Origin of the sequence: Sinomicrobium pectinilyticum (genome assembly GCF_003725735.1) — a bacterium.
GTDB classification, from domain to species: Bacteria; Bacteroidota; Bacteroidia; order Flavobacteriales; family Flavobacteriaceae; genus Sinomicrobium; species Sinomicrobium pectinilyticum.
The window spans coordinates 1-23,220 of sequence record NZ_RJTM01000118.1; the positions used below are offsets into that span (position 1 = coordinate 1).

The 23,220-nt window shown below is 44.9% G+C and carries 17 protein-coding genes; 9 read left to right on the forward strand and 8 right to left on the reverse strand.

Going from position 1 to position 23,220, the window contains the following annotated elements; all coding sequences use genetic code 11:
• Positions 1-396 precede the first annotated feature (396 nt).
• From ED312_RS17715 to ED312_RS17725, 3 genes are all read left to right on the forward strand, one after another.
• Complete coding sequence (locus ED312_RS17715; protein WP_123217366.1) at positions 397-1,224, forward strand: OmpA/MotB family protein; 828 nt, start codon at positions 397-399, stop codon at positions 1,222-1,224.
• Positions 1,225-1,423: 199 nt separating this feature from the next.
• Positions 1,424-2,758, forward strand: a complete 1,335-nt coding sequence (locus ED312_RS17720) for a dipeptidase (RefSeq protein ID WP_123217367.1) — start codon at positions 1,424-1,426, stop codon at positions 2,756-2,758.
• Between the two features lie 142 nt (positions 2,759-2,900).
• On the forward strand, positions 2,901-4,196 hold the full coding sequence (locus tag ED312_RS17725) for a mechanosensitive ion channel family protein (protein WP_123217382.1): 1,296 nt from the start codon (positions 2,901-2,903) through the stop codon (positions 4,194-4,196).
• A 198-nt stretch (positions 4,197-4,394) separates the two neighbouring features.
• Here ED312_RS17725 and ED312_RS17730 read toward each other — a convergent pair whose 3' ends face one another.
• From ED312_RS17730 to ED312_RS17755, 6 genes are all read right to left on the reverse strand, one after another.
• Complete coding sequence (locus tag ED312_RS17730) at positions 4,395-5,570, reverse strand: transposase (protein ID WP_148044322.1); 1,176 nt, start codon at positions 5,568-5,570, stop codon at positions 4,395-4,397.
• 395 nt (positions 5,571-5,965) lie between these two features.
• A complete protein-coding gene (locus ED312_RS17735; RefSeq protein ID WP_123217369.1) occupies positions 5,966-6,307 on the reverse strand; it encodes a DUF2853 family protein in 342 nt (113 codons plus the stop codon).
• 57 nt (positions 6,308-6,364) lie between these two features.
• Complete coding sequence (gene menD / locus ED312_RS17740; protein ID WP_123217370.1) at positions 6,365-8,065, reverse strand: 2-succinyl-5-enolpyruvyl-6-hydroxy-3-cyclohexene-1-carboxylic-acid synthase; 1,701 nt, start codon at positions 8,063-8,065, stop codon at positions 6,365-6,367.
• Between the two features lie 163 nt (positions 8,066-8,228).
• The gene (locus ED312_RS17745) at positions 8,229-9,380 is read right to left on the reverse strand and encodes an isochorismate synthase (protein ID WP_240643133.1); all 1,152 of its coding nucleotides are present in this window, start codon (positions 9,378-9,380) and stop codon (positions 8,229-8,231) included.
• 42 nt (positions 9,381-9,422) lie between these two features.
• A complete protein-coding gene (locus ED312_RS17750; RefSeq protein ID WP_123217372.1) occupies positions 9,423-9,848 on the reverse strand; it encodes a PaaI family thioesterase in 426 nt (141 codons plus the stop codon).
• 199 nt (positions 9,849-10,047) lie between these two features.
• Positions 10,048-10,878, reverse strand: coding sequence for a M57 family metalloprotease (locus tag ED312_RS17755; protein WP_123217373.1), 831 nt, complete (start codon positions 10,876-10,878; stop codon positions 10,048-10,050).
• A 167-nt stretch (positions 10,879-11,045) separates the two neighbouring features.
• On the opposite strand from ED312_RS17755, the gene ED312_RS17760 reads away from it, so the two are divergent.
• Positions 11,046-13,838, forward strand: coding sequence for a S8 family peptidase (locus ED312_RS17760; protein ID WP_123217374.1), 2,793 nt, complete (start codon positions 11,046-11,048; stop codon positions 13,836-13,838).
• 19 nt (positions 13,839-13,857) lie between these two features.
• On the opposite strand, the gene ED312_RS17765 is transcribed toward ED312_RS17760, so the two are convergent.
• Entirely contained in the window at positions 13,858-14,781 is a 924-nt protein-coding gene (locus ED312_RS17765; RefSeq protein ID WP_123217375.1) for a hypothetical protein, read from the reverse strand.
• Between the two features lie 97 nt (positions 14,782-14,878).
• On the reverse strand, positions 14,879-16,399 hold the full coding sequence (pdxR, locus tag ED312_RS17770; protein ID WP_123217376.1) for a MocR-like pyridoxine biosynthesis transcription factor PdxR: 1,521 nt from the start codon (positions 16,397-16,399) through the stop codon (positions 14,879-14,881).
• Positions 16,400-16,710: 311 nt separating this feature from the next.
• Here pdxR and ED312_RS17775 point away from each other — a divergent pair, with 311 nt between their 5' ends.
• The 5 genes from ED312_RS17775 to ED312_RS17795 all read left to right on the forward strand — a co-directional run.
• A complete protein-coding gene (locus tag ED312_RS17775) occupies positions 16,711-18,294 on the forward strand; it encodes a lamin tail domain-containing protein (RefSeq protein ID WP_170164553.1) in 1,584 nt (527 codons plus the stop codon).
• Between the two features lie 15 nt (positions 18,295-18,309).
• Positions 18,310-19,674, forward strand: coding sequence for a C4-dicarboxylate transporter DcuC (dcuC, locus tag ED312_RS17780; RefSeq protein WP_123217378.1), 1,365 nt, complete (start codon positions 18,310-18,312; stop codon positions 19,672-19,674).
• A gap of 10 nt (positions 19,675-19,684) precedes the next feature.
• Positions 19,685-20,830: a beta-aspartyl-peptidase gene (gene iadA, locus ED312_RS17785; RefSeq protein ID WP_123217379.1), complete on the forward strand. Its 1,146-nt coding sequence runs from the start codon at positions 19,685-19,687 to the stop codon at positions 20,828-20,830.
• Positions 20,831-20,845: 15 nt separating this feature from the next.
• Positions 20,846-22,156 carry a porin gene (locus tag ED312_RS17790; protein WP_123217380.1) on the forward strand — a complete coding sequence of 437 codons (1,311 nt, stop codon included), beginning with the start codon at positions 20,846-20,848 and terminating at the stop codon, positions 22,154-22,156.
• A 10-nt stretch (positions 22,157-22,166) separates the two neighbouring features.
• On the forward strand, positions 22,167-23,220 hold a 1,054-nt coding region (locus ED312_RS17795; protein ID WP_123217381.1), incomplete at its 3' end, for a M14 family metallopeptidase.

The window sequence follows — 23,220 nt, forward strand, 5'->3', positions numbered from 1 at the left end:
TCTTCTTTCCTAAACATTTCTCTTTTAAAATAGCATACAACATTTTTAAAGCGCCGGAAAAATTTCCCGGACGGAAAAAATCGCGACTAACCTCAAAAGTTGTGGACAAAACAACTAATAGAGTTATTTTTTTAGGGATGGAAAAATCAAAACCCGGGGCGAATCCGTCCCGGGTTTACTTCAAAAGAAATCCTTTACTAATTTGACATGAGAACAAAGTAAAGCTCCTTTTGATCTCTCCCTCAAAGCCTTCCCTGTTTCTCCTGTTGATCCCTCTTACATTTTATAAATGTTAAAAAAATGTTAAAAAAATACTTTATAACAATCTTATATACAAGATACCCCATTGCATCACGTTATAGAAGCGATTGAACTGTTAAATCAAATATCAAAACTATGAAGAAAGTGATTATTGTAACCGTTCTGGGGAGCCTTGTATTTACTTCTTGTGTTTCCAAGAAGAAATATGTGGCACTGGAACAGGACCTTTCGAATACCAGAAGTACCCTGCAGAAAACCACGGTAGAAAAGGAAGAACTGGAAGATAAATTTGCCAAAATAGAAGCCAGGGTTTCCGAATACAACGCCAAAATAAGCTCTCTGAGAGAAGAAAATGACGAAAAACTTGTGCAGGTAGGTGATCTGGCCGTAATGTCCAACAATACCAAGACCAAAATGATGACTACGCTTGCCAAAGTAGATCCCAACGAACTGGCCAAGGCACAAACACTGGAGGACTCCATAAACCTGGCTATCTCCTACAATCTTAAAAATTCTATTACGGACAGTTCCAATAGCGATGATATAGATATTAACGTAGACCAGACCGTAGTAATGATTTCCGTATCGGATAAACTGTTATTCCGCAGTGGTAGTTACCAGGTAAACCGCAAAGCCTATAACCTTTTGCAGAAACTTGCGGATGTAATCAATTCCGAGCCGAGTATGGAGGTTATGGTAGAAGGGCATACCGATTCGCAGACCGTAAAAGAAGGGGCTTATATCAAAGATAACTGGGAACTCAGTGTACAACGTTCCACAGCCATCGTAAGGCTTTTACAGAACAAATACAATGTAAATCCGAAGCAAATGATCGCAGCCGGAAGAGGAAGCACAATGCCTCTCGTAGATAATGACACCCCCGAAAACAGGGCTAAAAACAGGCGTACACGTATAGTGATCATCCCTAACCTGGACAAATTCTTTGCCCTGCTGGAATCGTAATACGTATAAATGAAGAAATATTTTGCTGCCCGGGACCATCCCCGGGCAGTTTTTTTTGGTTCAGGTACTACATCTCTCCCTTTTTGTTGTGTATTCCCGGTAAAATTCAGGCATTCTGTGGCGAACGGAAATAAAATCACGGCAGGTATCGGTAATAATTTGTAATTTTCCATTCACTAACTCAAAAGAGCTTTTATAGATGAAGATTCACCATTACCTCACCCTCTCTCTACTGGTCGTATCCGGTTCCTGTAAAACCGACACAAAAAGCAGGACCGGGAATACCTCCGCACCGGATTCCGTTGCCCTTATAGAAAAGGCCCGCACCATTCATAAAAATGTCATTACCATAGATACGCACAACGACATTAATGTACAGAATTTCACAGATAGCATCAACTACACGATGGACCTGGACACCCAGATAACACTTCCTAAAATGGAAGAGGGCGGCCTGGATGTCACCTGGCTCATTGTTTATACCGGACAGGACTCCCTGAATCCCGAAGGATATGCCAGGGCATATGACAATGCCATATCCAAATTCAATGCCATTCACCGGCTTTGTGAAGAAATCGCCCCCGACCGTATAGAGCTCGCCCTCTCTTCTGACGATGTCCGAAAAATCCATGCTTCCGGAAAAAAGGCAGCCATGATAGGCGTGGAGAATGCATACCCTATGGGTACCGATCTTTCCAATGTAAAAAAGTTTCACGACCTGGGTGCAAGATATATGTCGCTTTCGCACAATGGCCACAGCCAGTTCTGTGATTCCAATACCGGCGAAAAAGACAGTATATGGCTTTACCACGGTTTAAGCGATCTGGGAAAACAAGCCATTGCGGAAATGAACAAATGGGGGATTATGGTAGACCTCTCCCACCCTTCTGCCGAATCAAACAAACAGGCCATCCGGTTGTCCAAAGCCCCTGTTATTGCCTCCCATTCTTCTGCAAGAGGATTATGTGATCACAGCCGTAACCTGAGTGACGAAGAATTGCTTCTGATCAGGGAAAACGGCGGTGTTGTACAAACCGTTGCTTTCTCCGCCTATGTAAACACTACGAAAAACAATTTACGCCATGAAGCGGAACAGAATATAAAAAAGCAGATTGCCGATTCGCTCGGGCTCACTTTGCTCGAACAGGAAGACTACATGGCACTTTCCCCGGAAGAACAAAAAGACTATGTTGAAAATGTCCATAAAAAGGTGAATGAGATAAGCCGGGAGAAGATCCGGGAAAACGAGACCCTTCCCGAAAGAGTTAATGTGCAGGATTTTGCAGATCATATCGATTATATGGTTAACCTTATCGGTATAGATCATGTCGGCATCAGCTCCGATTTTGACGGTGGCGGTGGTATCAGCGGCTGGGACGATGCCTCCGAAACTTTCAATGTTACTCTCGAACTTGTAAAAAGGGGATACTCGGAAGAAGATATCCGGAAATTATGGGGAGAGAACCTTCTCCGCGTGCTTGACGAAGTACAGCGGGTAGCCCGGCAACTCCGGTCAGAAACCGGTGAAAGTTAATGTTACACCAAAAGATTTAGACCTGCAGTTAAATTCCCGGCAGGCAAAAATGCAGGGAATCTTAGTCTGGCCGGAGAGGTTTTATCATTCGCGCAATAACTCTATCTTTGCAGCAGATCCGAACCTCAAAAATATACAGTTTATGCAACAACAGGGACCTGTTTACGAATGGAGCCGCAAGTTTTATAATCTCTTGATACACGAAGGTATTCCGGAGGGATTATCTGTTCAGCTTAATCTCGTACTCAACCTCATTGTACTTGCCGTTGTTGTCTTTCTGCTTGACTTTATTTTTAAAAAAGTGGTCATCCAGGCCTTTGCCATTTTCTCTACCAAAACCAAAACTACTTTTGACGATTTTCTGGTACAGAGTAATTTCCCGAAATATATAGCTCATATCGTCCCCCTGATCTTTATTATACGGATGATCCCTACTGTTTTCTCCGATTTTCCGGGGTGGGGTAATTTCAGTATGAAGATTGTGGATATTTATATGACCATACTTGCCGTATGGATCTTCCGAAGTTTTCTTCGTTCCCTCAAAAATTTCCTCCGGACAAAAGAAGCTTATAAAGACAAACCCCTGGACAGTTTTGTGCAGGTGTTTCTGATATTTGCATGGATCATTGCCTCTATATATCTCTTTACCGTACTTACGGAAAAAGACCCGATAGCATTTTTAACGGCATTGGGAGCGGCTTCGGCTGTAATCCTGCTCATATTCAAGGATTCCATTCTCGGTTTTGTGGCCAGTATTCAGGTAGCGGCCAATGATATGGTAAGAATAGGCGACTGGATTACCGTAGAGAAATACGGTGCTGACGGAGATGTTATGGAAATAAACCTGGCCACGGTAAAGGTGCGTAACTTTGATAATACCATTACTACCATCCCCACATATGCCCTTATATCCGATTCGTTCCGGAACTGGAGAGGAATGCAGGATAGTGGCGGACGACGGATTAAAAGGGCCTTGTATATAGCCGTGAGCAGTATCCGGTACCTGACGGAAGAAGAAGTCGAAGACCTGAAAAAAATTCAGCTGCTGGCTTCATACCTGGAGCATCGTCAAACGGACATAACAAAATACAACACGGAAAATAATGCGGACAAGAGTATTTTGCTGAACGGGCGGAACCAGACCAATATGGGCGTCTTCAGAAAATATATAGACACTTATGTAAAAAACCATCCGGCAATTAATAAGGACATGACCATGATGGTACGTCACCTCCCCCCCACTCCCCAGGGAATTCCCCTGGAAATATATGTCTTTTCAAGTGATAAACGATGGGTGAATTACGAGCATATCATGGCCGATATTTTTGACCATATCATGGCAGCCGTCCCCTATTTTGACCTGGAGGTGTACGAATCTCCGAGCAGTAAAGACATGAAGCGGCTATCACAGTCCTCTGCCTCCATACAGAATCAATAAAGTGCATCCACCCCGGTTGTAAAAAAGGCACTTTCAGAAGTAAGCTAATTTCCCGAAAAATAGACAACAAACTCTGGTGATTTTGTATGGATCGCCAGAGTTTTTTCTTTTTTGAGGGTTCCTTCGGTGTTTTGGCTGGATTGACGTACCCAAAAAGCATAGGTATCCTGTAGTTTTTGCTCTTATTCTAAAAACCTATCAGGCTGCTTGTCGGTGGAGTTGTCCTGCCATACGCCTGCCGATTTCCAGGCAGTTGGCCGTGTGGATGCCGAAGAAGATCCACAAGATTTCGGTAGCCCTGGTTTTGGCTTTTACTTTTTTCAAGTGATAATGCTCTTTCTCTTTACCAAAACTCCCTTCCAGCCTGGAAGCCCGCTCTTTGGTGATTTGTCCCTTGAGCAGGGCTTGCTCTTTGTGATGTTTGCCTTTAGGGCCTTTGGGTTTAAAATCGGTCTTGATCCCATGCTTGGTCACGAACCTGCGGTTGGCGTTGGTGGCGTAGATGGCATCGGCTCCAAGAACCTTTAGTCTTTTTCGGGTAAGGCCTTGTGCTTTATACACGGTACTCTTCAGCCGGGTACCTTCATTAAAGTTATCAAAACTGATGAGTTCTATGAAGTTGATACCATCTATCTGTAACTTGTTGACCTTGGCTCCAAACTCTACTTTCTTGATCTCTTTACCCCTGACAATAGGACGCAAGTAGTCCTTGTCGATACTTACGATGCGGCCCTTAGGCTTTTCCCCAGTGGTAAAGAGCTTCAACTGTTGCTGGTAGATCTTCTGGATGGTATGTATGGTCTTATAGTAGCGCTTGGGCAGTTCCACGGCGTACGCTTGGAGCAACTGCTGTTCAAAACTCAGGAACTTATCCAAGAGCCGTAGCAGTGCCCGGGTCAGCGAGCGACGTTTCTTGACCGTTTTCTTGCGCATCTTGCTGTAACCGATATAGCGCTTCTTCCATTTAAGGTATTTGCTACGGGGCAACTTCACCTTTAGGGTCCGGCACAGTCGCCTGAGGGCTTTGTAAAGCCACTCCACGGCTTCCCAGAGCAGCTTCTGATTGGTGGGATAACGGACTTCACTCTCATAGCAAGTGGCATCCACGACAGCTTTTTCAGCTTCGTCAATGTAAGGCTTCCAATGGGTATAAAATACCTTTTCCAAGGCATCAATCTCCAATACCCTGGAGAGTTCACAGCGGATTTGGCTCACGATCTTCTCGTTGGTGATCCGCCTAAGTCCCAAATGGATGTCACAGAAAAACTGGTAATCGATGTTACTGTTAAGCTGTTCGATAAGTTTCCGGTCCGAACAACCTGCGTAGTGTTTTAAAAACATTAAAGCGATTCGACCGCGAGGACTAAACATCATACGCGGACCTTTGCTATATTCTTTCAGTCCAAATTCCTGTACTAACGTATCCCAGGGAACAGCTTGGTAGATTTTGCCCAAATCGCTTTCAAAAAAGCGTTCCCGATAAGCGGTTAATTCTTCGGTGGAAGATAATCCCGATAATTATCGGGATGAAAAAGTGTGCTGCAATTCGGATATTCTTTGTAATTTCATCGATACGCAAAATAGAAAAACCCCGTTTTTTGGCACTTTGGCCAATTTTCGGGGTTTTGTTTCTCTAATTTACGGATTAATTCGCTGAATTACAAATGTTTAGGCACTTCTGAAAGTACCTAAAAAAGAATGTCCTGAAAATGCATTTCCTCCTACGGGAAAGTTATTCTCAGGACATTTTTATTTCTCTGAAGAAGCATCTATTTATAAACCGATTCCTTCTTAAAATGTTTAACTAAAAGATAATAAATTACCGCTCTGAATTTGTTCCGGTTAGACCGGCCATACTTCTCGATTACCGAATCGATCGCTTTATCAAGGTCTGCGCTGTCCTTTAAACCCAGTTTCTTAATAAGGAAGTTCTTCTTTACAGTGGCCAGTTCATTCGGATCGGTACCTGAAACTGTTTCGGCATCCGCGTTATAAATGGAAGGTCCTAATCCGATGGTTACCTTGGTCAGCAGGTCCATGTCGGCTTTTACACCACATTTATCTTTCAGATCTGCGGCGTACTTGGCGATAAGTTCGTCTCTTTTGCTCATTAGTAATATTTTTATAGTTAATAAAGTGGTTCTAATTTAACAAAAATTATCCGACTTTTATCGCTCAATGCTCATTTCCTCCGAAAAATCATCGGACAAGTGTTTGAAATAATCGATTAAAACTCCATCATTAACTTTTCTCGGGGTAAATATTTCCAGCAGTTTCGGCCCTTCCGAAGTCCCGTACAGCCCGGACAGGCCTTGCCCGAGCGATTCCATATCATCGGCCTTTACGTATGCTATTCCGTACATCCTGCACAAATGTTCGGCTGTGAGCCCGTGAACGGTCTCAAAATAGGTATCGAAATTATCTGTATTCTTATGTCCCGGCAATATGCGAAAAATGCCCCCTCCTCCGTTATTGATCACTATGATCCGGAAATCCTTCCGTTTATAATTATTCCAGAGTGCATTGCTGTCATAAAAGAAACTAAGGTCACCCGTAACCAGGGTTGCCTGCAGTCCGGCATGCACAGAGGCCCCCATAGCCGTGGATGTACTGCCGTCGATACCACTTGTTCCCCGGTTGCAGAAAACCTGCCACCCTTTTTTCATATCAAATAACTGGGAATACCGGATAGTGGCACTATTACTGAAATGTACAAGCTGTTCCCCGGGAATGGCCTTAAATATTTCTGCATACACCTTCAGATCAGAGAACGGGATCTTTTTCATATAACTGTTATGCCTTGCTTCCCTTCTTTTTTTGATCTCCTGCCAGTATGCCTTATAATCGCTGGAAACATAGCGGAATGCGGGAGTTACATCGGAAAAAAAATCTGCCGGAACGGATTTAAAATGATGGGTGAGACAGAAAAAAGTGTCATACGCCTTTTTACTATCTATATGATAATGCCATGTCGGGGCATACTTCCTCAAAAAAGCCTTTATTTTCTTGGAAACCACCAATCCCCCGAAAGTAAGCAGCAAACCGGGCTGTAACTTTTTGAGTTCTTCCTCTATCTTTTCAACGGGAGCTATGATCTTATCGATCCCCGGAAAGAATCCGGGATAGTAAAGATTTGAAGTAGTCTCGGTAAAAACAATGACCGACGGGTCTTTTGCCAGCAGGTCCAGATACCCCAGCGGGATATCACCGGGATAATTAACTCCCACCAATACCATTTTACGCGATGTGCTGTTCCAACGCTCCAGGAAAGTGTCTCTTGTACTTTTATCATAGTTTTCCGGTTCCTGTTCCGGGTGCCATTCCCCAACCTCTGTTTCGGGAGCGTTAACCACTTCGTACAAAGGCTCTTCAAAAGGCACATTTATATGCACCGGTCCTTTGCCGGTAATGGCAGTGTGTATGGCCTTCTGTATCTGCTCCTCATTGAACTCGTTTTCGCCTTCTGCCAGATTGGCCGATAAAAGAATGTGATTGGCAAAAACATTCTGTTGCCGTATCGTTTGTCCGTCTCCTATATCTATCTTATGGGCAGGGCGGTCCGCAGAAATCACCACCAGCGGGATATCGCTGTAAAAAGCCTCGCAGACGGCCGGGTAATAGTTGAGTAATGCCGATCCGGAAGTGCATACCAAAACGGCGGGCTTCCGGGTTTGCTGGGCGATTCCCAGGGCAAAAAAAGCCGCACAACGTTCATCGACCACACTGTAGGAGTTAAAAAAATCGTCGTGGGTAAAACCGATGGTCAGCGGGGCATTCCTGGATCCCGGTGACAATACGATCTCAGTAATGTTTTTCGCCTTGCACAATTGAAGTACCGTCTGTGCAAGCGGTATTTTAGGATATATCATGTAATATTATCTTATTCGTGATAAATACAAGCCGGTACCCGTCCGAACTCACGGTTTACGGAGACCCCTTGTAACCGCAAAAGTAGAGCACAGCCCGGTAAATACAAAGGATTAGGGGGAATACTTTGATAAAGGAGGATGTTGGTATGGTTACCGGGTCACGCTACCTGAGAACCCTTTTCATCGTCTGTGATTTATGTACGGTTTCTTCCCATTCCGATTCGGGAACAGAATCCCGGGTGATACCCCCACCGATATACAGAAGGGCGCTATCTCCTTTTATCTGCATACAGCGCAGGTTTACATACAGAGCGGAATCACGGTTATGGGGATCTGTGACAGGGCCAGGGGTAATATCTACGTTCAGTTCCCCGAGAAACCCGGCATAAAAACTTCGGTCATATCCTTCGTTTTCACGGATAAACCTCTTTGCCTCTTCCTTCGGAAATCCGCAAACCGCCGGAGTAGGATGAAGACTGTGCAACAGGGGGGCTATATTTTTTGTTTTATATTCGGGGATCAGGGTCGCCTGTATATCCGTTTTGATATGGATCAGGTTCCCGGCGCGATGGGTCCCGGCTGCGGATATTTTAAGGCTTTTAACCCGGAAGCGCAAACTGTCTACTATAGAATCCGTAACCACCTGTTGTTCCTGTTTTTCCTTCTCTCCCCATTTCACTTTTGTTGTCCCCGTGAATTTCCGGGTCCCCGCCAGCGCCATGGTATGCAGTACACATCCCCTGATATGTAATAAGGTTTCCGGCGTGGCCCCCAACCACAGGCCCGTTTCCGGGTGATACCAGATATAACAAAAGGCATCCCGGTACAATTCCAGCAATCGTTGGAAAATGGATATGGGGTCATTATCCGAAATAGGCACACTTTCATTCCTGGAAAGCACTACTTTTTCCAGTTTTCCCTTCCGTATGGCTTCCACACCTTTTCGTACCAAAGTCACATGCTTTTCCCGGTCTGCGGAATTGGTTTTGATCTCTTCCTCTTCTTTCTTATTCCCCTTTCCCTGATCTCCCGTTTTCCCCATGAGCCTGGAAAATAATATTTCCGTATCCGAATACGGCATCAGAACGGTCTGTCCCTTCTGGTCAAAAGGGGAAAAAACGAATCCTTTTTCCGAAAAATCTTTTACGACATGTAATGTGGCATCCTTCTGCAATAATGCTTTTATCACCCCGGATTCTCCGGATATGACAGTATTTTCCGGGACAGGTTTCCGGTAGGCCACAAAGGGCAATCCCCGGTCATATTGCTGTTTTATTTGCGTAAAAAAATTTTTTGCAGCTAACATTTCGCTCATGAGATTCTGATAAATATCCGGATCATCCGGTAATCGGTATTGTCAGTCTTTCTTTTTGGGCAGTGACATTGTAGTGAGCTTACATACGGAGACCAGACGATCTTCCGCGTCCGTTAGTAATATCTGCCATAACTGCGTGGTCCTTCCTTTGTGGAGCAGCGTAGCTTTCGCATAAACTTCACCTTCTTTGACACTTCTTACATGATTGGCGGCAATTTCCACCCCTCTGATAAAAAAATCCTCGGTATTCAGAAAAACATAAGAAGCAGCACTCCCCACACTTTCGGCCAGGGCTACCATGGCACCGCCATGCAATACACCATCGGGTTGGTGGACTTTGCTGTTAACAGGCATTTTGGCAACCAGATAATTATCTCCTGCATCAGTATATTCTATTTCCAGTGTTTCCATAAGCGTATCCCTGCTCATGGCATTACATTTATCAAGGATTTTCTGTTTGTCCTTCATACTTGACATTTACCGATGTAAAAATACAAAAGAAAGCAGGAAAGAGGAAGTTTGCGGAGAAAAGAAACAGGCAAATGAGAAAGTTCCAGGTTGCAGGTTACATGTTTTGAACAACTTGGAACCAAAAACCATAAAAAAGCGCAATCCCGGGATTGCGCTTTATAATTTCATTCAGGTTTAATTAGTCCGGATAGCAGGACTAATACAAGTAATTCAATGCAACAATATCGTACTGTCCCCAGTTACCGCTAACTCCTGAATTAAAGCAGGCCAGCATAACGGAACTAGGATCATATCCGGTAGGTGTTCCCGGGATATGTACGGCTCCTACGCCTGCTTCTCCTTCATTGGAGTTTTGTCCGCAGCTCTGACGGCTGAACCAGTCGGTATGGCGCATGCCCAGGCAGTGCCCGATCTCGTGCATGATCACATGTCGTATTACCTGTGTAGGATAGCTGTTCAGACCCGAAAATATCTGTACCCATTTGTACGGGTTACCTCCGGAAGGGAAACCTGCCTGACCACCTGCTCCTCCGCTGGGGCTGTAGACTACAATGTCATACGGATTGTAATTGGTACCAAAGGTCAGGGTAAAGGTAAGTCCCAGGTTCAAACTGTTATAACTGTTAACAGCCTGCTGAAGGGCAGTCTGCATTGCAGAAGAAAGCCCCTGGCTACTCCCCGTATATCCTATTACATTAATGGTCTTAGGAGAATTTACGAGATTCCAGGTATGGTACTGCTCGCTCTCCACACCACCGTGCAACTCCATCTCGGAGAGGTGTTCCTTTGACATTACTATATCTCCTTCTATAAGATAATTTGTTTCCACACTTCCGTCCGGCAGCACAACATCTGTCAGCGAAACATCATTGGTGTTCAGTTCAAGAGACGCGAGTTTATCGAGTACTTCATCACTTACTTCCTGTTGGACATCGAGGTTCTCGTCCTTCGGGTCATTCTCACAAGCGGTTAACAGTAATCCTATTCCGACTATCGCCGGAATAAAAAAAGACTTCATTGTTTTCATGTAAAATTTGATTTGAGTTAATAATTGTTTCTTACCACAAGTAGACGTCTTAACTTACAATGGTAGGTAACAAACATAATAAAATATTTTCAAAATTTAACATTTCTTTAATCTTTTTTTATTTTATTTAACTCCTGATTTTATACTTTAAGCTTTAATTTGTAAACATGACGATTAAAAAGCCTCTGTTTCTCTTACTATTTATAACTTCTTTAAGCTTTTACGGACAAACGGAGAAATGGTACCGTTTCCTACAGGAAAATAATGGAGGGAAGTATTACCTGGCAACAACTGAAGACGCTGAAAAGCTTACCGGAGAATATGAAACTGTCAGGATACTGGACAGGAAACACATCATTATCAGGATGGATCGCACCCCGGATACGGCACAACAAAGATACGGCCAGAACAACATACACCCGGTGAACGATCTGTGGAAAATAGCTCCCGGCACCGATCTCTCCGCAAAAGGGAAAAACACTTTTATTATTAAAACCTCGAATAAAAACTGCTTTGACGATATCCTTCGGAAGAACGGGCTGCACAGTACGCTTCTTTACAACGGGTACCGGATGATTAAAACCTCGGGCATATACATCCGCAATCATATATTGCCGCTGGATTGCGTTACTTACATAGGGACAGAATCCCTGGTCCCGGTCGGGGAAAGTACCATTCCCGATCTGAACCTCTCCGTTAACCGGGTTTCTTTATTACAGGAAAAAGTTCCACAGCTCCGGGGGAATGCTATGGTTCTGTCCATAAAAGATGACCGTTATGATACCGACGATCCGGACCTTTCGGGCAAACATATCACCTCAGGAAACGAAGCCGAAGCGGTCAGCGACCATGCTACGGATATGGCGACCATCGCCACAGGACTGGGAAATACTTCCGTAAACGGAAAGGGTGTAGCCCCGGAGGCCCGCTTATCTTCCTCCGATTTCCGTTCCCTTTACCCGGATACCGACCTGCAAAGTCTGGATATCACTATCCAAAACCATTCGTACGGTACACAGATAGAAAGTTTCTACGGTTCCCTGGCAGAGGCATATGACACTTATTTATACGATAACCCGTTACAGGTCCACCTCTTCTCTTCGGGAAATTCCGGTAACGAAACACCTTCGGACGGAACGTATTCCGGCATCCCCGGATTCGCCAATATCACCGGAAATTTTAAAATGGCCAAAAATATACTCACAGTAGGTACCCTGGACACACAGCTGGAAATTCCGGTTTTTTCCTCCGGAGGACCGGCTTTCGATGGCAGGATAAAGCCCGATCTCGCCGCTTTCAGTTCTATAGGCACCTCGAACGCTAATGCTTTGGTATCGGGCATAACGTTATTACTGCAACAATATTACCGCAAAGAACACCAGGATTCCCTTCCCCCCTCTTCATTGATAAAAGCCGTACTGATAAACGGAGCGGACGATATAGGTGCTCCCGGGCCGGATTTCAGGGGCGGATATGGTAATGTCAACGCCTATGAAAGCTGGAAAATACTTGAGAACAGGCAGTTTATTTCAGGTTCGATAGGCAATTCGGAAACCCTGACATATTCCCTGCCGGTCCCTGAGGGGGCACGCCACCTGAAAGTTACCCTATCCTGGACAGACCCGCCTGCTCAACCCAACTCCAATATTGCGCTGGTCAATGACCTGGATATGACAATCGTCCAGGGGGGCCAGGTCCTGGAACCCTGGGTTCTTGATCACAGTGCTGATGAAGAAGCCCTGGGAAAACCTGCCGTTCGGGGTAAGGACCATCTAAACAACACGGAGCAGGTATTGGTGGAGGAAATTACCGATAACACAATCACCATAAATATAGAAGGGTATGCAGTAACCGGTGATGCCCAGGCCTTTTCCATTGCTTACTCCTGGATAAAAACGAATGATTTTGAATGGACCAATCCCGTAGCCAGTAACAGTTTTCCTTATGATGGTATTTCCACGGACTTTTTAAGGTGGGAAAGCACCTTTCCGCCCCGTAATGGTAAACTGGAAGTCAGCTATGACGAAGGAAATACCTGGAATACTATCCGTAACGAAGTTCCCCTGTCTCCGGGATACTTTTCATGGGACCCCGTTACCGAAGAAGGTAAGACAGCCATACTTCGAATGACTATCGGCAATGAGAGTTTCACCTCCTCTCCTTTTATTATATCCTATGCGCTACGTCCCCGCATCAGCCTGAAATGCGGTGAAACCACCGAGATGACCTGGCATAAAAATACAGCTGCGATCGCCTATGATGTATATTCGCTCCGGGATAATGCGATGATATTTACCGAGAGGGTTACCGACACCACTTACATCATTTCCGGGAACTCCCGGTATTATGCCGTTGCCCCTGTATATACCAATAATGTAACAGGGATACGTAGCCAGGCTGTCCCTGTGACTACGGACAAGGAACAATGCTACTGGGAGTCCATATATGCCACTAACCTGGAAAATGAAGGTCGTATCCTCCTCTACTTCTCTCTTGGGAGCACATACCGTGTGCAAAGTATCGAAATTTTCAAAACAATTTACGGGAAAGAAGAACTTATACAGCGAATAGATGCTGTCAGTCAAAAGGAATTCCGGATATGGGATAATAGTCCCGTTGAAGGAGGCAACATGTACCGTGCCAAGCTTATCCTGGAGGACGGTACCGAAATCTATTCCGAAACCGTGAATGCCATATTCCTGGCGAAGACACCGTTTCTCGTATTTCCCAATCCTGTTACTTCGGAAGGAATAAATGTTTACAACAAAAGTATAGAAGAAGGCAAAGAAGTATATATTTACCTGTATTCCGTAGAAGGCAAATTTATGTTCCGGAAACAGATCATTTCCGACCGGGATTTTATATCTCTCGGGCAGCTTACCAACGGAATATATTATTACAGCATTGAAGTAGCCGGAAAAAAATGCAAATCGGGCGGATTAATTCTTTACCGGACCTAGGAACTGTTCGGATCTTATCTTAAGGGGCTGCGTATAAACTAGCCGCAGCATCGGAAATAGTATTCCGGAAATCGTGTGCAGCATCAGGCACCACAAGTAATTTCCACCGGAAAGGAAAATCGCCTGACCTCGCAATGCTGTCACTTTTATCATAGAAATGCAAGGTCCGCTCGTAACGATTCATTCCTTGTTCGGCATCCAGAAATGTATTGTGCCTTAAACCGGCACTGCCAGGATCGGTATCGTTTTCTCCGATCTGTAAGATCAGTTCCCTTGAAAAATAGTCTCGCGGATCCAGGCTGGTGATCGGGCTTTCTTCTATTCCGTAAGGAAAAATTATCGTATTATCCGGTACGGTGTACCAGCCGGATGAACTAGCCATGACTTTTCGCACGCGGGCACCCGGTTTCAACATGATAAAGCGGTGTGCAAATTGTGCTCCGGCGGAGTGACAGTATATATCATAAGTATCTGAGGTGTTTTCCATGAGTACTTTCACCTCATCAAACAGGGGTTCAATAAGAGAAAAGGTCCACATTTCCTCAGCATGAAGAGTACTTGAGGAAGGATGGTCTCCGTCAACAAACACATTTCCCAGGTTATAGGCATTCCCTCCCGTATAATACCGGTCTGAAAACTCCGGGGCAATAATAGCCACTTTATATTGATTGCCCAGCGGTATCCAGGCATTCCGGTAATCAACGGCATTCCGCGAGGAACCGTGTAGAACAAAAAGCACGGGCATTGTCGTAACATCTCCTTCGGGAATGTGATAAAACACTCTTACGGGTGCCTGTTGCAAAGGTTCATATCCGGTATAATTAAAACTTCCCGTTCCAGAAAGAATAGTAGTGTAGGGAGAAGAGGCATCATTATTATCGCAACCGAGGTGGATCAAAAGGGTTAAAACGGCCAGGAGACGAAATCCGAAAAGTTTTTTCATTTGGAAAAATATAAAAGAGCATAAAAGTAGCCATCGGAAGCACCATTTCTCCATACCTGTACAGGTTAATTATGCATACCAGTTTAAAAAACAGGTTCTAGGGCAAACCTGTTCTGTCTGTAACCTCCTTTATCATTTTATTGTATATACTTGCCATTTCAGACAGCTTTTTTGGGATCAACGGCTTGCGAACAGCTGCATACCCGAGGATCAACCCGTTTTGTTGTCCGCTGATAAAACACTTGCTATAGGCATGGGCGATCAAATGCCGTTCCTTAAACCTGCGGATAAGGGGTTGATCGGAAACCGGCAGTTCAAAATTACCCAGCAAATGCAAGCTTCGTGCCGGGCTATCTGCCAATTGAAAGGAAGGATGGAATTCATTCCGGACAATCCCGGAAAAAAGCGCCTTACGCTCTTCCGCAACCTCTATGACGTTTTTTATATGGTGATAGAGGTAATTTTTTTCAATAAACTGATTCATCACCACCTGGTTCGAAGGAGATACAAAACGATGGGAATGATTTTGTAAGGCTTTTATGGTATCCAGCAAATAATAAGGGACCACCATGTATCCCAGACGTATGGAAGGGTGCAACAGCCTGTTGAATGTTCCCAGGTAAACCGTGCGTTGCTCCGTATCCATGCTGAAGACCGAAGGATCTTTTAGTCCCCAGTTACTAATCTCATGTTCATAGTCGTTCTCAATAATAATACTCCCGTTTTCCGAAGCCCAGCGAAGCAGGTCCGACTTTCGCTGCGGGCTCATCTTAACTCCCGTAGGATAATGACCGGATGGAGTGATGTGTATTAACTTTGGCCGGGCGCTTACCTCATCAGCTTGCGGGATACATATGCCCTCCCGATCAATCGATGCCGCTATGATGTTAGCCTCCAGACTCCGGAAAATAGAATGTACATTGGGAAAAGTAGGGTTTTCCATGACCATCGTATCTCCGCGGTCCATCAGGGCATTGCCTAAAAGATACAGGGACTGCAACGAACCGGATACAATGATGATCTGTTCATAATCGCACCTGATCCCGCGCATCATATTCAGGTAACCTGCCAGGTTCCTCTTTAAAACCTCCACGCCCGAAGAATTGGAATAAGATAACGAAGAAGCTTTTATCGTTCGCCAATAATAATTGGATAGCTTTTTCCATTGGTTGACCGGGAAAATATCCAGCGGAGGTAAACCGGGACGAAAAGCAATAGCCTCTTCGGAAGTGGTATTTATCAAATGAACATTTTCTTTAAAAGCCCTCCCCTTTTCCGATATTTCCGGATATGTAACATCGGCAGGAACCTTGTGATCCGGAAGAACATCATCCTGCATATTTTTCTTCACCCTGTATCTCGCCCCGTGCCGAACTTCAATCAGACCTTCCAGAAGCAATATATCATAAGCTTTAATGGCTGTGCTCCTGGAAACCTTCAGGTACTCTGCCAGTACCCTTGTCGAAGGAAGTGATGCTCCTTCCGGGATTTCCCTTTGCAGTATCTTGTTTTTCAGGTATTCGCTGATACGCAGATACAGGCTTAAATCCCTGCGGTAGGCATTTAAGACAAGTTCGCCGAGTATCTTCCGGGTAAGTAAATCCAAACTGGTATGCATAATTAATCATAACTGATGTGCTAAAGGTAGTAAAAACTTTAGTCCCTTTGAAATGTCATTTTAATTAAAAAACATATTTTCTTTTTTAATATTGATATTATAAACCTTAATTTTTTTACACAAACGAAATAAAAGAATAATCCCCCGCCCTCTTACCTTCTTAGCCGAGTATGAAAATCATTTATAAAAAAGTGGCTTATCTTTAGTAAATACCACTTTCTAAGGATTTGGTGAAATAATAAGAAACACAACGATAACGTAACCCAAAATTACAGATGAAAACAATTACTCCTTTTTTAAATGTTTTATACATGGCAATTATCCTGCTTGGTGTTGCCTCCTGTAAAACCGATGATGTGGAAGAAGGTTCATCGGAAATTCCAACCGAACCCGTTCTGATTCCTGATGCGGCATTCGGGGAATACATGGTATACAACGGAACTCCGGGAGTTTATGAACAAATAGAAGATAATACGGTAAAGTACTATCTCAACCCTATCGAAGTGGCTTCCGTAAGTGAACTTTTACTCAGTAAAACCGGAAGTAATATAGAAACCCTGGAGCAAGCCGGTCTGGTCACCGCAGACGTTAAGATTGCCGATGTTTCGGGTTTGGAATACTTTATAGGTTTGCAGCACCTGGTGCTCACATCCAATGATGTCCAGGAACTCGACGTTTCCAAACTGATCGCTTTGGAACAGTTAGAGATCAATTTTAACCTTATCGGGCAACTGGACCTCTCCGGAAACCCGGACCTTACCATGCTACGCTATCGTGCAAGCGGAAACGCTGGTGACGAACAGTTATTAAGTGAACTGGATCTGAGCAGTAACATCCAGCTGCGTCACCTATTCCTTCCAGACCACAATTTTGAGACTATAGATTTATCCAGCAACCTGCAAATTGATGAAATGCTGGATATGAGCAGTAATCCGGGGCCGGACGGTGATCCTGAAACAGGCGACATCGTAGTTCCGGCGGCTATATACAATCAGCTTGAAGAAGGGACCCGCCTGGGGGTGGTATCTGACGCCCAGGTAGAACCGACGGTTATTTTAAGTGCTGAACCCTCCGCTTTTTCCGAGAACGAAGGTACTGCCACTCTTACTGCCACACTAAACACCGCCGTTAGCCAGGATGTTACCATCTCCCTGTCTTTTGCAGGCACGGCTACCCGTGATACCGATTATACCGTAGAAAATACCACATTGGTGATCCCTGCCGGAGAAGTCAGCATTTCTACCGAAATAACTGCCGTTCAGGACACAGACGAAGAAGGTAATGAAACTATCGAGATCGCCACTTCGGATATTCAAAATGCTATTCCCGACAACGAAAGATCGCTCGTGTTGACCATTGAAGATGACGATCAATCCGTTCCGCTGGTACTGAATGAGATTTTATACGATCCTTCCAATAATGATCTGGATGGCGATGCCAACGGAGATGGCCAGTATGCCCAGAATGAAGACGAATTTATAGAATTATACAACAATTCTTCCGAGCCACTCGATGCCAGCGGATTCAGGGTTTATGACACCGATGCCCTGAAAAGCGATACACCTCGCCATATAGTACCTGAGGGCACGGTAATACCCGCCCACGGAGTTCTGTTGATATTCGGAGGAGGAACCCCTGTCGGAGATTTCGGAGGTACTTTAGTACAAACCTCCTCCACGGGCGACCTCAATTTTAACAATGCAGCAGATATGCTCACGATACAGGATGCTTCCGGAAAAGTCATCATCAATTTTGATATAGAACCGTTGTCCGGCAACCCCAACGAATCCTATACCCGTAATCCGGATATAAATGGTGATTTTGCGCGACACAGCTCTGTAAACGATCTTTTGTTCTCCCCGGGAACCAAAGTAGACGGTACTCCTTTTAATTAATTAAAAAGTATATTCATGTCCTATCTAGGCCCGGTTATCGCCATCTTGTTCATCATTATTGTAGCCCGGCTGCTGCTCAAAAAGTTTTATCCGCATGCGGTATTACTCATAGCCGGACTCCTTATGCTCGCCGCATCCTACTGGCTGCCCGGGCATGAACCGGCCGTAGCACTTACCGGCGGACCATTTGGCTTTGACCTTTTTCGTTATATCAACAGTTCTTTTGCCCAAACCAATGCCAGTGTAGGCCTTATGATCATGGCTATAGGCGGATTTGTAGCTTATATTGATAATATTGGAGCTTCGGAAGCATTGGTCTACCTGGCGCTGAAACCATTACAGTTATTTAAAAAATACCCCTATCTGGCCGCGGTCCTTGTTATCCCTATCGGACAATTACTCTTCATATGTATTCCGTCGGCAGCAGGACTGGGCTTATTGCTAATGGCTTCGGTCTTCCCTATTCTTATTAACCTCGGGGTGAGCCGGTTATCTGCCGTATCGGTTATAACATCCTGCACCGCTATGGGTATGGGCCCCGCCTCTGCCATAACCGCAAGCGCTACATCTATTATCGAAAAGGACACGGTCTTCTATTTTCTGAAAGAACAGATTCCGTTGGCAATTCCACTAAGCATCACCATGATGATAGCATATTACTTTGTAAACCGGTACTATGATAAAAAAATGGATCGGGAGCAAGCACCGGTCCCGAAGATCGAAAAGGCCGAATTAAAGGCCCCATTATATTATGCTGTTATCCCGGTGTTGCCATTAATACTGCTTATCCTGTTTTCACAGTTGTTTGACTTTTTTGCCGTCCCCATTGAACTCAACACTACTACCGTAATGTTTATAAGCCTGTTTGTGGCGTTTGCATTTGAGCTGATACGCAAACGACAACCCAGGGAAGTCTTTAAATCACTGTCCATATTCTGGAATGGTATGGGAAATATCTTTAAAACGGTGGTTACCCTCATTATCGCCGCCGACATTTTCTCCAAAGGACTGATCAGCCTCGGGTTTATTGACGGGCTTGTAGGCGCTTCACAGAACCTGGGATTCGGAGGCATTGGTGTTGGCATAGTGATGACGATAATGATCTTCCTGGCTTCTGTACTTATGGGTAGTGGTAACGCCTCTTTCTTTGCCTTTGGTCCCCTGGTACCGAAAATTGCAGCTCAGTTGGGTGTGGAAAGTTCTTCTATAATCCTGCCTATGCAGTTTTCAGCTTCCATGGGACGGACAGTCTCCCCGGTGGCGGGGGTGCTTATCGCTACGGCAGAAGTGGCCGAGGTATCCCCTTTCGAGATCGTAAAGCGGAATATAATACCCCTCTCCGCGGCATTGGTAGTAATGATAATATATCTCTATTTATAATTCTTAATATATGCTAACTTTAATTAAAAACGCGAACATATACGCACCGGAACATCTCGGAAAAAAAGATATCCTAATCGGTAACAACCAGATCCTGGCTATAGAAGATTCCATAGTTCCGCATGAAACATTTTCCACCGTCTGGGATGCTAAAGGAAAGACTGTCACCCCCGGGTTTATAGACCAGCACGTACATATTATAGGGGCCGGCGGGAAACACGGTTATGCGTCCATGACCCCCGAGATCATGCTGGGAGAATTTATTTCCTGCGGAACCACCACTGTCGTGGGATTACTCGGTACCGACGGTACGGCACGGAGCGTAAAAACACTGTATGCCAAAGCAAGAGCCCTGACCGATGAAGGGATCAGTGCGTATATGTTTACCAGTTATTTCAGCATTGACCCGGTGACCATTACCGGATCCATACAGGATGATATGGTATTTATAGATAAGGTCCTCGGGTGTAAAGTGGCGATAAGTGATGAACGTTCCTCCTATCCTACCGCCACCGAACTGCTCCGCCATTTGCGAGAAGTACGTGTGGGCGGACAGATCTCCGGAAAAAAAGGTATCCTGCATATTCACCTGGGTAAAATGACATCACAGATAGATGTTCTCCTTGAACTGGTGGAAAAATACGAATATCCCATAGAAAATATATCCCCTACCCATGTAGGGCGTACCAAGGCATTATTTGACCAATCCCTGAGATTTGCAGAACTGGGCGGCATGATCGACATTACCACCGGGGGGACCAAATACACAGATCCCTATAAATCGGTATTATACGCATTGGAAAAAGGTATTTCCATGGACCAGCTGACCTTTAGCAGCGATGGGAATGCCGGTCTGGGAAAGACGGATGCCAACGGAAAACTCATAGGTTTTACCAAAGCCCCTATACACCTGAATATGGAACAAACCGCCGCTTTGATCCGAAAGGGAGGCTTACCTATATCCGAGGCGATCAGACTTGTAACGACCAATCCTGCTAAAAACCTTGCCCTAAAGCAAAAAGGTCATCTTAAAGTAGGCTATGATGCCGATATATGCTGTTTCGACAAAGATTTCAACCTTACCGATGTATTTGCCATGGGTAAACAAATGATGCGCGATAAAGAAGTCCTGGTTAAAGGCAACTTTGAAGTGTAGCAAAAAAAACCATCCATGAAAACGATAAAAACGCTTCTTGTAATTTCTCTCCTGATGGCTCCGCTGTTGGGAAAGGCCCAGATATACCTGGACAAATATAATTTTGGCGAAGGGTTGAACTTCTCCGGTGAACAAGGGTACAAAATAAAACTCGAAGGATTTGTTCAGCCTTACATGGAGATCAAAAGATACACGGGGAATGACGATTCTAACCTGTACAACCGTTTCCGTATGCGACGCCTGCGGCTGCAACTTTCCGGTAATATGGCCGATGAAAAACTGAGTTACCGCCTGCGCGTTGATCTTAGTGGTACTGCCGAAGCGGATGTCGATGAGGCGGAGAACAGCATCTTGCTCGACGCGTATATCAGATACCATATTAACGATAACCTGTCGGCCACTTTCGGGCAAAAATCAACGCCTACGGACAACCGGGAGTTGAATATTAACTCCCAGACCCTACAACTTCCCGAACGCAGTCGGGTTACTTCGGTCTTCAGTACTATCCGCGAATTCGGGTTGTTCCTGGACGGTTCTTACCGCATCAGTCCCGGGGGTATGTACTTGAAACCATCCATTGCCATTACCAATGGCGACGGGCAGAATGCTTTCAAAAAAGATCACGGGGGACTTAAATACGGGGGACGTCTGGATTTCCTCCCATTTGGCCTGTTCAGCAATTTCGGGCAGTTCCGGGAAGCTGATATCGCAAGGGAAAGGACGCCAAAACTGGTCATGGGGATAAACTACAGCTATAACGACGGTGTCAGCAGTCGCCGAGGACGTAATAGCGGAAGTATCCTCTACCTTAATGACCAGGGAGAGGAAGAACTGCCCGATTATATGAAGCTGGGTTTTGACTTTATGTTCAAATATCAAGGGTTTTCGATGCTTGGCGAATATGTAAAAGGTTCGGCCCATGTAAGTGATGCCATTACCCAACGGGTACGTAACGACGGCTCTGTTTCCACCAGTTTTGAAATTGATGGAGAACAGCATGTGGGCAATTATGTAAAAAACCGGATGATGATGGGAGAAGGGTACAACATTCAGGCAGGATATATTTTTACCAACCTTATTTCAATAGACGCCCGCTATACACATCTCCGGGCGGATAAATATTCTTTTATGAATAATGGCACTTTTTATAACCGTCCCAATTATTACACCCTGGGTATAAGCAAATACCTGGGCAGGAATTACGGGGCCAAGATACAGGCTTCCTTTACCTATGTAGATGCAGCGGAAGGCTCAAATAATAATGAGGGAAACCCGATAGCAGGAAATGAGTGGATCGGAAGATTAGTCCTGACCATAGGCTTTTAAAATTAATGTTATGAAAAATTTGATCGTTTTATTCTTAATCCTGTCCGGTACCGTTTGTTCGGCACAGCTGTTCAATCCGCAAAGTAAAGATATTACATCAGAGTACTTCCCCGATTTCGAAACGGATATTCACACTCCTGCCTTCCGGAAAAAAAGAGGCTTTACAACCTATTCGGAAATGATGTCCTTTCTGGAACCACTGGTCAGGCAACACCAAAAACTTACAGAACTGTCGTACATAGGAAAAAGCCAAAAAGGATTATCCATACCACAATTGGTACTCACCAATCCTGAAAGTAGTCAGGCGAAAATAAAAGTGTGGATACAGGCAGGAATTCACGGTAACGAGCCTGCCAGTACCGAAGGGGTGCTGTACCTCATACAACGGCTCCTCGAAGACGAATCCTATCGGGTATTACTGGATAAACTGGAAATAGGGATCATCCCTATGGCCAATATCGATGGTTTTAACAAACAATTACGCCATGCCGCCAACGGACTGGACCTTAACCGGGACCAAACCAAACTGGTGGCACCCGAAAGTGTAGCCCTGAAACAAGCCTTTACCAACTTCGGGGCTGAGGTAGCACTGGACTTTCACGAGTTTCGTCCATTCCGCAGGGATTACCTTCAGATGGGAACTTTCGGGCTTACCAATGCCTATGACGTCATGTTTCTCTACACCGGGAACCTGAATGTATCCGACACGCTACGGGCATATACCCGGACCCCTTTTGTTAACAATGCCGAGAAATTACTGAAAGATAACGGGTTGCGGACACACGCCTATTTTACCGCAGCAGATCACCAGGGATATACTGTGTTCAACCAGGGATCGGTCAATGCAAGGTCCAGTGCCACTTCCTATGCCCTGAGCAACTGTGTTTCCACTCTCGTGGAAGTAAGGGGAATCGGATTGGGTAGAACCTCGTTCAAGCGCCGTACTATGACTACTTTTCTGACCGCTCTGTCTTATATACAAACAGCAGCAGCCGAGTCCGGTAGCATAAAAAAGGTATTACAGAAAAGCCTGGAGCAACTAAACAACGCCAAAGCAGTAATAA